This is a genomic window from Noviherbaspirillum malthae, from assembly GCF_015352985.1.
Taxonomy (GTDB): Bacteria; Pseudomonadota; Gammaproteobacteria; order Burkholderiales; family Burkholderiaceae_D; genus Noviherbaspirillum; species Noviherbaspirillum malthae.
Map to the genome: position 1 here is coordinate 1 of NZ_JACYXF010000112.1, position 13,242 is coordinate 13,242.

A 13,242-nucleotide genomic window follows, 5' to 3' on the forward strand; every position below is an offset into this window, starting at 1 on the left:
CGTAAGAATCGCCAAACTGCTTGCGAGTTGTTCGCTTCCTGCACTTACTCACTGTTTATTGCTGCCGCTCAGCGATGTTCTGTGTTGCTCTTGACTTCCGCAAGCTTCGAGCGGGGTGAACGGTAACAAAATAGGAGCGCTGACTTAGACAATACAGGCAACCTTAGAAACAGGCTATTTCAATCTGAAGTAAGCCGCATTGTTGGCGGCCCATATCAGCAAGTCTCTCTATGGCGAGGCTGGAGTGTAGACCACGATAGACGGTGCAAAATTGCCCTTGCATCGTCAGGATGTGTATGGAGGAGCCGCTTCTCGTCCCATGAGGCTGACTTCCGCACGACGTTGAAGATGTCAGCTCCGTTGAGTCGGATCAAGGATCAAACGATTCTTTGAATCCAAAAGAATCTTTGATCCGAAGCAGGGTCTACCGGGAATTGCAGGTGTTATAACAAAGCAGTCAACCAAGCTGATTGCGTATCTGGTGGAGGCATTGCGTGAAGCCACAGGTATTCGGACTTTTGCTTTATTCATTAGCTGCACTTTCATCAAGTGCCAGCATCGCTCAAGCAGTTACCACCCAACCCACAGCCTTGCCCCCGGACACAATGAAAGAACGTGTTCGCGGCTGCGTTTCATGTCACGGCGAGAACGGTCGCGGAACGAATAATGTTTATTTTCCGCGTCTTGCCGGAAAACCGGCCGGCTATTTGTACAACCAGCTTGTTGCCTTTCGCGAGGGACGGCGCAAATACGCGCCGATGAATTATCTTCTTGCGTATCTGCCAGACGATTATCTAATGAAAATGGCTCAGTACTACGCTGATGCCCGTGAGCCATACGAAAACCCAGGACCTCCCGCAGTGTCCCAGTCGGTTCTTGTACGGGGCCAGGCGCTCGTCACCAAGGGCGATCCAGGAAAGAACATTCCCGCCTGTGCCACCTGTCACGGTGCAAACCTGAGCGGCCGGGAGCCGGGCATTCCCGGGCTAATCGGCTTGCGGCCTGACTACATCAGCGCTCAGCTTGGCGCATGGCGCTATGGTACACGCACGGCGATTGCCCCCGACTGCATGCAGCTGATTGCTGCCAGGATGACCGAAGAAGACGTCGCAGCAGCCTCCGCATGGCTTGCCGCAATGCCGATTCCTGCAAACACGGAGCCTGCTAAGCAGTCCTCGGAACGGTTGCCTCTTGCATGCGGGAGCCAAAAGCCATGATGAGGAGAAGTAAGGTGCTATTGTCAGTTATTCGTATTGGGACTAGAAGTGTAGCTGCGACTATGGCGGCATGCGCTGTTCTTCTCTTGCCGAGTGCTGTACAGGCACAAACCACAAAACCCGGACGCGGTGCATCACCCGCACAAATCGAGAAGGGCAAGTACCTGGCCGCAGCCGGTGACTGTATCGCATGCCATACGGTGCCCGGACAAAAAATCTTCTCCGGCAATAGGCCCATGCCGACGCCATTTGGGACTTTGTACGCACCCAATATTACGCCCGATCCTAAAACCGGCATCGGTAGTTGGACTGCCGATGATTTTTACAAGATGATGCACACGGGTCGTTCCCGCGACGGTTCGCTGCTGTATCCGGCGATGCCCTTCGCGTCATACACCAAGGTCACGCGTGAAGATACGGACGCCATCTTTGCCTACCTGATGTCGGTTCCACCGGTCGTGCAGCAAAACCGCCCGCATGAACTGCGCTTCCCTTATAACAATCGCAGCTTGTTGATCGGCTGGCGGACATTGTATTTCCAAGAGGGAGAGTACCAGCCGAACAAGACAAAATCTGCTGAATGGAATCGCGGTGCCTACCTGGTGCAGGGGCTTGGGCATTGCGCAATGTGTCATACCCCCATCAATGCGCTCGGCGGTTCCTCGGAAGCCAAAGCCTTTCAGGGGGGGCTCATTCCGATGCAGCACTGGTACGCGCCTTCCCTGACCTCGAACAAGGAAGCCGGTTTGGGAGAATGGGACATCAAGGACATCGTGGACTTGCTGCAGACTGGCGTCTCGCGTCGTGGCACTGTCTATGGTCCGATGGCGGAAGTTACCTACAACAGCCTTCAACATCTGACGGACGACGATATCAGGGCAATGGCGGTGTACTTGAAAGACATTCCTGACAAGGAGACTTCCGAGCGAGGTCCGAGTCCACTCATCAACAATCCTGAAGCGACGCAGCTCTCCATCGATGGCCGGCGTGTCTATGAAGCGAAATGCGCTACCTGCCACGGCACGGATGGCAGGGGCATGCCGCCTCATTATCCGCCACTGGCCAATAACCAGTCCATCGAGATGACTTCTGCGGTCAATCCGATCCGGATGGTGCTGAATGGCGGATATCCGCCTGGCACAAAGAAGAATCCTATGCCTTACGGCATGCCACCTTTTGCACAAGAGCTTTCCGATGTCGAGGTGGCAGCCGTTGTCACCTATATCCGAACAGCCTGGGCCAACCGGGGCACCCCTGTCAGCCCACGTGAAGCCAATGAACTGCGTTCCGCAACCCTGGAGTGACCGTCTACATGATTTACGAGCCGCCCGAAACACGTATTGGAATACCCGAGACCAACCAGGAGGCTGTCGATGAAATCGTCAGCCAAGGGCCGGGAGGAGCACTAGCCGTTGCAGGGACGGCAGTCCTGATCGTCCTTGCCATCTGGTTTGCCTTCTATTTCTTTGTTTTCATCCCGAGAACCTGAGCTGCTATGCCGAACCCAAACGAAGCGATGCATCACCGCAGTGAACAGGTCGCCGCCAGGGCGGAAACGCGCTGGGCCATTTTTGTGATTGGGATCATTGCGCTATTGCTTGGCATGATCGCGTACACGAGTCTGCATTTCGTCATGATGCCGACCAAGAACGTCGAAACGATCAACCCTTCGACGCTTCACCTGGCAGGAGAATTCACCGAAGACAATCTGGGTTCGGCCGTCGAACCGGATGGCTCGGTCACCGTCCGAATAGTCGGTCAACAGTATTCTTTTACGCCGCAATGCATTCTTGTACCGGACCAGACCCCGGTAAAGTTTCGTGTCACCAGCGCCGATGTTATCCATGGATTCATCATCGCCGAGACCAATGTCAACGTCATGCTGGAACCGGGTTACATCTCGACATTCGATACCAGATTCAGAAAGCCTGGCATGCATGTCATGCCTTGCCATGAATTTTGCGGGGTAGGGCACGCCGGTATGTGGGCAAGGGTAAAGGTCATCGACAAAGAGACTTTCTTCAAGCAGGCAGCCAACGAGCGGAGGCAGAACTGTGTTCAATAGCAAGCGACTTGTTCTGGCGCACTTCTGGGTAGCGTTCATCGCATTCTTTATCGCCCTGCTACTGGGCGAATGGCAGATGTATGTCCGCAGTCCTCTGCATCCGGGCCTTAGTAATCCCGAGTTGTATTACCGGTCCGTCACCGCTCATGGATCGGCAATGGCCTACGTTTTTCCAACACTGGTAGCCATGGGCTTCGGCTACGCGATCGTCGAGCTTTCATTGAAGCGGCCGCTAGTAGGGATGAAGTGGGCATGGATTGGATTTTACCTGCTGGTGATCGGCACCATTGTAGCCATGGTGCCAGTGGCAATGGGATTGGCTTCGGTGCTGTACACCTTCTATCCCCCGATGATCGCCAACGCTTTCTTTTACATCGGCATTGTCTTGGTGGTTGTCGGTTCCTGGATCTGGGTCGCGCTTATGTCGATCAATCTGCGACTGTGGAAGAAAGACAATCCCGGCGTTCCCATCCCTCTAGCGATGTTTGCCAATGTCGCCGGTGCGTATCTATGGGCCTGGACATCAGTGGGCGCCTCACTGGAAATTTTGTTCCAGATACTTCCGGTTGCATTGGGCTTCAAGTCGACCATTGATGCAGGTTTGGCGCGCGTCCTGTTTTCATGGACGTTGCATGCCATTGTGTATTTCTGGCTGTTCCCTGCCTACATTGCGTTTTATACGATCATTCCACGAGCAATCGGAGGCAGGCTCTATAGCGACACGATGGGCCGGGTCGCCTTTGTGCTCTTCCTCGTGTTCTCCATGCCCATTGGCATCCATCATGTCTTCCAGGACCCGCAGGTAGGTGAGGGCTTCAAATTCCTCCACGCCATCTTTACCGGCATGGTATCAGTGCCGACGCTGCTCACCGTGTTCACGATTACCGCATCCGTAGAGATTGCAGCCCGTCTGCGTGGCGGCAAGGGAGTTCTCGGCTGGGTCAAGGCGCTGCCTTGGAAAAACCCGATGATGCTCGCAATTGCCTTCTCCTTCATTCTCCTGGGCTTCGGCGGTGCCGGGGGCATCATCAATATGAGCTATCAACTGGATTTCACTGTACACAATACCCAGTGGATCACCGGGCATTTCCACCTGATCTTCGGGGGCGCCATCGTCATCATGTACTTTGTCATCGCTTACGACCTCTGGCCACATCTAACCGGAAAGGCGCTGGAGAGCATTGGTCTCATGCGGATCCAACTGTGGCTCTGGTTCGTTGGGATGATTGTCGTAACCTTCCCCTGGCATTACGTGGGCATTCTCAGTATCCCACGTCGCATGGCCTATTTTGATTACAGCGACCCGGCCATTGCCCCTCAGGCTGTTTCGGTCATCATCACCTTCCTCGGCGGTCTGTTGCTCGTAGTATCGGCAGTCCTGTTTATCGTGATCCTCCTGCGCGGACACCGCGCATCACGCATTGAATTGCCAGAATTTCGCTTTAGCATGCCAGTACATCAACCGAAGACTGTTCCCATCGCGCTAAATAGCTTTGCGCTGTGGCTGACATTGATGATTGCATTGACGGTGGTGAATTACGGCTATCCAATTGCCAAGTTGGTCGGCATGAAAGAGACGTCAGTTCCGGCGATACCGGTAGGAGTCAAGCGATGAGCACGGAGCGCCTCTTCTCTCTCAAGAATCCCTGGTTCGTCTATTCAGTGGTGGGTGTCGCCGCTATTGCTCTTATTGCTGGATTGATTGGTTTTGTTTGGGTGCCTTATCGGCAGGGGAATCAGACGATAGCAGGGCTCTGGGACGCTATATGCCGTGCCGCAGGCGTGCCGGTTGCCACGCAAGGCGAGAATGATAGAGGAGGGAAGGTTGTACGTGCCAGTGAAGTCATTGTGACGCCACAAATGCTCTCTTCCGATAGCTTGTCGATCGGCCGTGGTGCAACGTTGGCGATGCGCTGCACGATGTGTCATGGCGCGCGCGGCATGAGCGGCGCCGATACGCCGAATCTGGCAGGGCAGTACTCCGAGGCGATCTACAAGCAGCTGCGAGACTTTAAGTCAGGGCATCGTAAAAGTGAACTGATGGCACCCCATGTCAGAGACCTGAGTGACCAGGACATGCGCGATTTGTCGGCCTACTACGCTTACCTGCCGCGCGTTGCGCCGCCACCGGACCTTGCCGAACAGATGAAGGCGCCCGCGATCGTTCAGGTCGGCTCACCGATGCGCAATATTGCGCCTTGCGTCTCCTGTCATGGGGGAAGCGATTACAAGAACACCAGTCCATTGCTCGAAGGCGCTTCAGCCTCCTACATTCGTGAACAATTGCAGGCGTTTGCGAACGGAACGCGCAGTAATGACATCCATGGGCAGATGCGCAATATTGCAAGGCAGATGACGCCCGAGGAAATTGAAACGGTGGCCCGCTATTATTCCCGGCGATAGATAGCCAGTAAAAATATTGGCGCCCTGATGAAATGCCAGACAGGCTCGAACTGCTCACCAGTACGCAAACAAAGTTTGTACTTCTCATACGGAAGAGAGCGATTCAATGCCGTGGCAAGACATCTGGATAGTCCTGCAACAAGAATTTTCTGATCTCTCTGAGATTGGCGACATTACACGAGTCACGGTACGACTACTAGTCGCTACAGCGTTAGGCGGAATACTCGGCTACGAACGTGAGGCTGTGGGAGCATCCGCGGGCCTGCGCACGCACATGATGGTATCTCTGGGCGCGGCGCTTTTTGTTCTGGTTCCACTACAAACTGGGATGCCGGTGGCAGACGTGTCGCGAGTTATTCAGGGACTGGCAGCCGGCATCGGATTTCTTGGCGCTGGCGCTATCATGAAACGCTGGGAGGCCAGCGAAATCCATGGACTGACAACTGCGGCAGGTATTTGGCTAACTGCAGCAGTAGGTTGTGCTGCCGGTCTGGGGCATGAAGCCACGGCGGTCCTGAGCACGGCTTTAGCATTGATTATTTTTTCCTTGCTTCGCTTTACAAAGAAATAAGGTCTGAGCGTCCACTTTGCGCTGTTGCGATACTGTGGGGGTTAATAATCACACACTGTTCCGCCGGCAAACCACCTCGGCCTCGCCTAGTCCGGTCGAAAGCGCTCTAATGTGACCAAGCGAACGAGGACATGGTCGCTCGCATTGATGAGTTATGAAATCGGATTCATGGTTTTACCAAAGCATATTGGAAAATCGTGCCCAAAATTTGGTACGGGCCTCGAAACTCGAATGTCAAGTGGCTGGGGCGAAAGGTGTTTCCTTACCACCCTAATGGGGCCGAGTGCCAGCCATCCGCTCCTCTACCATGCGAGCCGTTAGCGGCGCGTCATACAGATAGCCCTGGTAGTGGCTGCATCCTTGACTTGCCAAGAAATGCCGTTGATCTTCCGTCTCTACGCCTTCTGCGATCACTGCAAGGCCGAGGTTATGCGCCAGTGAGATGATAGATCGGGTAATGGCAGCATCATTTTTGTCGGTCATGACATCATGCACGAAAGACTGATCAATCTTGATCTGGTCCAGCGGTAGTTGCTGCAGGTATGCCAACGAGGAATAGCCGGTACCAAAGTCATCCAGCGCAAACCGGATCCCCAGCGCCTTGAGCGTCATCATCTTATTGCGCGTGTCGGCGAAATTGCGTATCAGCATGCTCTCGGTAATCTCGATTTTCAGTTTGCCAGGATCAGCTCCGGTCTCCGCCAGAGTTTCAGTGATCTGGCTGACAAAGGCAGGATGATGAAACTGGCGCGCACTGACATTGATTGATAGGGCTAAATCTCGCGTCGCTTTAGCGTGGGACCAGCGCACCAGTTGGTTGCCAGCTTCCCGGATCAGCCAGCTGCCAATTTCCATGATCATGCCAAATTCCTCGGCGAACGGGATGAACTCGGACGGTGATATGTGTCCGCGCGTCGGATGGCGCCAGCGCAGTAACGCTTCAACGCCATTGATGCGCCCGGTATGATCCACTTGTGGCTGGTACGCGAGATAAAATGCATGCTCGGCTAGAGCCTGGCGCAGGTCAGCTTCGAGCGTCGCGCGGGCATTGACTGCCTCTTGCATCTTGGGATTGAAAAAGCAAATTGCATTCCGGCCTTCAGCCTTGGCTTGATACATAGCCAGGTCAGCACGTTTGAGCAGTTCTCCAGTCGATAACATTTCACCGTCGATCAGCGCAATTCCAATACTCGGTGTAGTGGTATACGGCAGAGTATCGAGCATGAATGACGTGTTGAGTTTTGCCAGGACCTTTTTGGCCACTTGCAGGGCATGGGTTGCGCCGTCAATCGCCTCTTCACCGACAAGCTCGATCAGTACCACGAATTCATCGCCGCCGAAGCGCCCAACGCAGTCATAATGCCGCACACACGATATCAACCTCTGCGCAACCTGTTTGAGCAACAGATCGCCCTTGTCATGGCCGTGAGTATCGTTGAGTATTTTGAAGTTGTCCAAATCGATGAAAAGTACTGCTCCATCATGGGCAAAGCGGCGACGCATTGCGGTCAGCCGGTCGATGCGATCAAGCACAAAACGTCGGTTTGGCAGGCCGGTCAATTGATCGTAATAGGCCAGTTGCCGGATCTTGTCTTCCGCTGTCTTTTTCTCAGTAATGTCCTGTGTGGTGCCAGCCATATACGAAGGACTGTGATCATGCGTGAACATCTGCCCAATGACTTCAAACGAGCGTACTTCACCGTCAGTGCGGATGACACGGCACTCCACGCTTGCATGACCGCAGCGCAATACGGCATCCTTGGCCGTCTCGACTGCCTTGCGGTCTTCCGGATGCACGAGTCCAATGAACGCTCCCATTGTGCCGGCGAACTCCGCGGGAGCGAGGCCGTACATGTGCAGTATCTCATCTGACAGAACGAGATGGTCTTCGTCGATCACGTATTTCCAGCTGCCTACATGCGCGATATGTTGTGCCTGATTCAAATGTTCAGCCTGTTGCTCCAATCGTTTATTCGCTTGATCAAGCTCATTGGCAAGGTCCTCCAATGCCTTGCGCTGGCGCTGTAACTCCAAGTGGATCATGACTTGATGAGCTAGCGTGCGCAAATGCTCTCGTTGCGATGCGTCCATGGTCTTTGGGTGTAAATCCAATAGGGCCAAGGTGCCGAATCGGTGACCAGTTGGCGAGATCAGTGGTGCTCCGAGGTAAAAGCGAATGAACGGTGTACCCCGAACCTGGGGCGAATCACAAAAGTGTGGATCCTCTAGTGTATCGGTCACCTCCAGAAGGTCGTCCTGAAGCAGAGCGTGTGCACAAAAGCCGCTATCCAGTTCACCGCTGAAGCCATACTGACATTCAACGTTAATCTTCCCGCCTGTATAGGAAGTCACCAGCGCCATGCGCACGCCGCAAATGTCGGCCGCCAATCGCAGTAGGTTGACAAATCGTGGCTCGGGAACCGGCTCATCAAGGCGAGAGATCATATGCTTCCGTTAAGCTTAATGCATACTAGTAACAGGCTCGGTGCATTGGCTGGAAGAGTACTTACAGTTGATACGGTAATCCCCCCGGAATTGGGGGCATTCAGAAGTAGAGTTACGCGGCCATGGCCAACCGCTGTATTGGTGTGATACCGCCCAGGGCCATGTTTGGACGGTCATGATTGTAGCCGTACATCCACTGTGTGGCGAACAACTGCACTTCTTCGAGATCCTCCCAGTAGTACTGGGATAGCCATTCGTAGCGCACCGTGCGATTGAATCGCTCCACGTAGGCGTTTTGCTGGGGCTTTCCGGGTTGGATGTAATCGATCCGAATCTGCCGTCGCGCTGCCCAGCTCTGGACAGCGCCGCTGATGTTCTCTGGTCCATTATCGCAACGAATGGCGGCCGGCTTACCACGCCACTCGATGATCTGCTCAAGGGCGCGTATCACTCTCTCAGCCGGAAGAGAGAAATCGATCTCGATGCCCAGCGCTTCCCGGTTAAAGTCATCGATCACATTCAGGAGTCGGAAGCAGCGGCCGTCACCGAGCTGGTCATGCATGAAATCCATGGACCAAACCTGGTTGATCGCCATCGGCACCATCAGCGGCTCCGGCTTCTCTCGAACCAGTCGCTTGCGTGGCTTGATCCGTAGATTCAGTTCCAACTCTCGATATATGCGGTACACACGCTTATGGTTCCAGCCGTAGCCTCGCACGTTACGTAGATACAAGTAGCACAGGCCAAAGCCCCAGTTGCGATGGTTGTCGGTCAGGCGCATCAGCCACCGAGCAATCTCTTCGTTCTCGGCATTGCGCTTAGCGCTATAGCGGTAGCAGGTCTGGCTGACCTGGAAGATATCGCACGCCAGCCGGATGCTGATCCCTTTGCCTTCGACAGCTTCCCTGGCCATCTCGCGGCGGCGAGACGGCCTCAGAATTTTTTTGCCATGGCCTCTTTCAGAATGTCAGCCTTCAACCGCTCCTCGGCGTACATCTTCTTGAGCCGCATGTTCTCCGCTTCCAGCTCTTTCATCCGAGCCATCATTGACGTGTCCATACCGCCGTACTTTGCACGCCACTTGTAGAACGTTGCCGAACTAATTCCTAACTCACGGCACAACTCCGGCACTGCCAGTCCGCCCTCCACACGCTTGAGCGCTTCAATAACCTGACTGTCCGAAAACTTTGACTTCTTCATACAGAATTCTCCCTCAACGAGAAAATTCTACTTCTGATCGCCTCTTTTGGCCGGGGGGATTACCATACGAGTTAACTTATATTCAATAAGTTGCGTCGGTAGGCAAACATATATGAGTGCTGCCGATACGCTTCGGTCGACTAATGATGCTCGGCGACAAGGGAAGGTGGATACCGTAAGGGAATATGAAGCGGCCGCCAAGTTGATTGTGCAGCATGCCGAAATGCTACGAGAAATCGTCAAAGCCCAATTAGTAGCTACTGATCCCATCGGATATCAAGATGCCCTACCTGAAGCAAGGCATGTTGCCGCACGACGGTTTGTTGTTCAGCAGACAACTTTACACAGAAAGTAGAGACGCTTGGGTGAACATGAGTAACCCAAACGCAGTATGGGCAGATCAGTCGCCCTCTCTCCGGGTCATTCTTGAAGCAACGTAGTTCCCGTACCTCGTACACCTGATGACAGGTCGACGTGGACAGGCAAAGTAATAGACATGGTTGCCGACACCCATGCGATATCCTTGATGGACGCTACGAGGACGCGGACTAGCGTAGGCTCATGCTCAATGTAGGCTTAGCATCCTGAATGGCAATTGATAACTCACAATTGTCGGAGGCGCTTGGTTACCGCAGTGTCGTCATTTAGTGAGCAGAGGCCAATACTGGCCATAAGAGGGTTGGATTTGGTAACGTAAAAAATTTCGCCCACGCCCACGGCTGTATAAGTCCTACATATCCGCATCTTCTTCTGTGAATACGGTAGACAGGACAAACGCGTTGCTTTTACCGCATTGCAGCAAAATATACACGGTACGGCTGTTTATACCGGCGAGTATGCGGTGAATAACATATCGTATTGCAAAAAATCATCCATGATCTGGAGGATTTCCTGAATATTCGAAAGATTTAATACGGTGGCATGATCTATGCGACACCTTGGTATAGAACGTAATGTGAATATAAGGTCGCTATGCCTACTAAAGAGCAAGTCCGTGATTGGTTGCAGCAACGCAGCAAGGAACGCTGTCCCCCGCCTGAGCCAAAGCAGATTCGCTGTGAATTAGGTTGGAATTTAGTTGAGGTTAAACGTCGCCGCTTGAAAGGCCGATGAAGACGGAGCTCTGGAACAATGGAAACCCGTTACCTGAATGTCTTGCAGGTTTAAACTATCATCTCATTGCGCTATAAGCTGTAAGTTTTTATCACCTGTTTCTGTAAACGCTAGACTGCACGATAAAACAATTTGTGGTTCCCTTTTAGAAAGGGTCACTCGTTGCACGATCGTTCCAGAATTGATTAGTAGAAATGAATCCCCGCAGTTATCCAAGGTAGTGACAAAGCGTTACAACCGATGAATAAGTTATCCTGCTTTGTACACGACATACACCGTAGCTGTTCGCATGAAGAAATGTCGTTATTCTGATGCTTATCTTCAATACCCATTTTATCTATGCAATATTGAATCCTCTCCAGAGGTGGAAAGGTCAGAGGCAAAATGGTAGAAAAGAATAAGCTGTGAGTTTTTAGGCAATCAATCACAGGCGGCTTTTTTCATGGATCGCGGATTCAATTGGGAAGTGCAACTTGATGAACTAAGGCGGGTGGGAAGATGCGGTAGCATCCGGGCCCCAAGACCGCCAAGTCAATGTTGCCCGGAATGCGCTACAAACACCTCACCCAAGACGAACGATACCAGATCTACATACTGAAGAAGGCAGGACATGACTGCAGCAGCATTGCCAGGCTCATGAAGCGGCACAAGTCAACGATCAGTCGGGAGCTGCAGCGCAACCGCGGCGAGCGGGGCTACCGGCCGGCACAGGCACACCAGCAAGCTGCGGTAGGGCGGCGCTGAAGTAGCCCCGTAGATTCCCGGACCGGCGGTATTCCTTACAATAACGACTAGGAATACACCTATGGATATGCCTATGCCTCTGGGAAGAAAGAGCGAAGTAGAAGTCATTACCGGGGTTCAGCGACGTAGACGCTGGACCCCGGAAGAGAAGCTGGAATGGGTCAGGAAGACGATGGAGCCAGGCATGTCAGTTTCCCTGGTTGCCAGACAAGCTGGCATCACAGCGAGCCAGCTGTTCCAGTGGCGTAAAGCCTATACCGAGGGCTCTTTGGTGGCAGTAGGAGCCAATGAACCGGTCGTGCCGGCCTCTGAGCTGCAGGAAGCCATGAAGCGCATTAAGCAGCTGGAAGCAGCACTCGGTCGTAAAACGCTGGAGAACGATATCCTCAAGGAAGCCGTGGACTATGCCAAAGCAAAAAAGTGGCTTGCGCGCTCGCCGTTATTGCCCGGGGACGACCAGTGAGACTGGTATGCGCATCTCTTGGCGTGGCGCGCAGCCATATTGCGGCATTGCTGGACCGGCCTGCCAACTGGGTAGACCGTAGAACAGCCCGGCACAGCAAGGACGACTCTGCTTTGCTGGAAGATATCCGCCAGGTGGTTCGTGAGCTTGGGACCTATGGCTACCGGCGCGTATGGGGTGTCTTGAGGCATCAACCGGTCGATGCAAGCAGGTCAGCGCCGAATCACAAGACGGTCTACCGAGTCATGCGTGACCATGGTTTGCTGCTGTATCGACATGGGCAGCGGCCCGTCGACATGCGCCGGCATGATGGCAGGATAGCCGTGGAAGCTAGCAATACCCGATGGTGTTCAGGATGGCTTCGAAATCGGCTGTGACAACGGCGAACGAGTGAGGGTAGCGTTTGCACTGGACTGCTGCGACCGTGAAGTCATGAGTTGGGTGGCCACAACCAAAGGTATCGATGCTGGCATGGTAGGTGACTTGATGATGCAGGCGGTGGAGTATCGATTTGGAACCAGCAAAACTGCACCGAGCGAGATTAATGGCTGTCCGATAACGGCTCCTGCTATACGGCTGCAGAAACTCGTTCGTTTGCCCGCATGCTGGGTCTGAAACCTGTCACCACGCCAGTACGCAGCCCACAGAGCAATGGCATGTCGGAGTCGCTGGTCAAGACCATCAAACGTGACTACGCCAGTCTTGCGTTACGTCCGGATGCCAGGACGGTGATGCAGCAATTGGGAAACTGGTTTGAGCACTACAATACAAAGCATCCGCACAGTGCCTTGAAGTACCTGTCTCCTCGCTTGTTCAGGGAGAAGAGACAGGCCTTAGCTAACTAATACCGACGGTCCGGCAATACAGGGGCGAGACCAGGCGCACCGACAATGGTGTCAAGCGCGGAGTAAAAGTGAGCCACTTTGCGGGCCTTTACGCGGCCGAATTCTGAGCCACTGACTTGACTGCATTGCCGACGAAGCCGGCTTTCTTCTGTTTCCTGAGTCGGTAACTATCCCCC

The 13,242-nt window shown here is 53.6% G+C and carries 10 protein-coding genes and 2 pseudogenes; 10 read left to right on the plus strand and 2 right to left on the minus strand.

The window, feature by feature from the left end; all coding sequences use genetic code 11:
* Positions 1 to 494 precede the first annotated feature (494 nt).
* The 7 genes from IGW03_RS35830 to IGW03_RS35860 all read left to right on the plus strand — a co-directional run bounded on the left by IGW03_RS35830 (position 495) and on the right by IGW03_RS35860 (position 6,256).
* Positions 495 to 1,217 (plus strand): c-type cytochrome, encoded by a 723-nt coding sequence (locus IGW03_RS35830; protein ID WP_500048349.1) that lies wholly within the window; start codon positions 495 to 497, stop codon positions 1,215 to 1,217.
* A 62-nt stretch (positions 1,218 to 1,279) separates the two neighbouring features.
* Entirely contained in the window at positions 1,280 to 2,521 is a 1,242-nt protein-coding gene (locus IGW03_RS35835; protein ID WP_438943702.1) for a c-type cytochrome, read from the plus strand.
* An 8-nt stretch (positions 2,522 to 2,529) separates the two neighbouring features.
* Entirely contained in the window at positions 2,530 to 2,706 is a 177-nt protein-coding gene (locus tag IGW03_RS35840) for a hypothetical protein (RefSeq protein WP_192805316.1), read from the plus strand.
* Between the two features lie 6 nt (positions 2,707 to 2,712).
* The gene (locus IGW03_RS35845; RefSeq protein WP_438943703.1) at positions 2,713 to 3,282 is read left to right on the plus strand and encodes a cupredoxin domain-containing protein; all 570 of its coding nucleotides are present in this window, start codon (positions 2,713 to 2,715) and stop codon (positions 3,280 to 3,282) included.
* The gene (locus IGW03_RS35850; protein WP_194727170.1) at positions 3,272 to 4,897 is read left to right on the plus strand and encodes a b(o/a)3-type cytochrome-c oxidase subunit 1; all 1,626 of its coding nucleotides are present in this window, start codon (positions 3,272 to 3,274) and stop codon (positions 4,895 to 4,897) included. Before IGW03_RS35845 ends, IGW03_RS35850 begins: the two co-directional genes overlap by 11 nt.
* Positions 4,894 to 5,685 (plus strand): c-type cytochrome, encoded by a 792-nt coding sequence (locus IGW03_RS35855; RefSeq protein ID WP_194727171.1) that lies wholly within the window; start codon positions 4,894 to 4,896, stop codon positions 5,683 to 5,685. Before IGW03_RS35850 ends, IGW03_RS35855 begins: the two co-directional genes overlap by 4 nt.
* Positions 5,686 to 5,791: 106 nt before the next feature.
* A complete protein-coding gene (locus tag IGW03_RS35860; RefSeq protein WP_194727172.1) occupies positions 5,792 to 6,256 on the plus strand; it encodes an MgtC/SapB family protein in 465 nt (154 codons plus the stop codon).
* 270 nt (positions 6,257 to 6,526) lie between these two features.
* Here the strand turns inward: IGW03_RS35860 and IGW03_RS35865 are convergent, their stop codons facing one another.
* Together IGW03_RS35865 and IGW03_RS35870 are read right to left on the minus strand one after the other, a co-directional pair.
* The gene (locus tag IGW03_RS35865) at positions 6,527 to 8,701 is read right to left on the minus strand and encodes a putative bifunctional diguanylate cyclase/phosphodiesterase (RefSeq protein WP_194727173.1); all 2,175 of its coding nucleotides are present in this window, start codon (positions 8,699 to 8,701) and stop codon (positions 6,527 to 6,529) included.
* A 112-nt stretch (positions 8,702 to 8,813) separates the two neighbouring features.
* Positions 8,814 to 9,901, minus strand: a protein-coding gene (locus IGW03_RS35870; RefSeq protein ID WP_194727174.1) for an IS3 family transposase whose coding sequence is annotated in 2 segments (ribosomal slippage) — positions 8,814 to 9,640 and positions 9,640 to 9,901 — 1,089 coding nt in all. Because the reading frame shifts where the segments join, the coding sequence is not laid out codon by codon here.
* Positions 9,902 to 10,013: 112 nt separating this feature from the next.
* On the opposite strand from IGW03_RS35870, the gene IGW03_RS35875 reads away from it, so the two are divergent.
* From IGW03_RS35875 to IGW03_RS35885, 3 genes and pseudogenes are all read left to right on the plus strand, one after another.
* Positions 10,014 to 10,256 carry a hypothetical protein gene (locus IGW03_RS35875; protein ID WP_194727175.1) on the plus strand — a complete coding sequence of 81 codons (243 nt, stop codon included), beginning with the start codon at positions 10,014 to 10,016 and terminating at the stop codon, positions 10,254 to 10,256.
* A gap of 1,304 nt (positions 10,257 to 11,560) precedes the next feature.
* Positions 11,561 to 11,740 (plus strand): annotated as a pseudogene (locus IGW03_RS35880) (helix-turn-helix domain-containing protein); the annotation flags it as partial.
* A 91-nt stretch (positions 11,741 to 11,831) separates the two neighbouring features.
* Positions 11,832 to 13,066: pseudogene (locus IGW03_RS35885) on the plus strand (IS3 family transposase).
* Positions 13,067 to 13,242 lie beyond the last annotated feature (176 nt).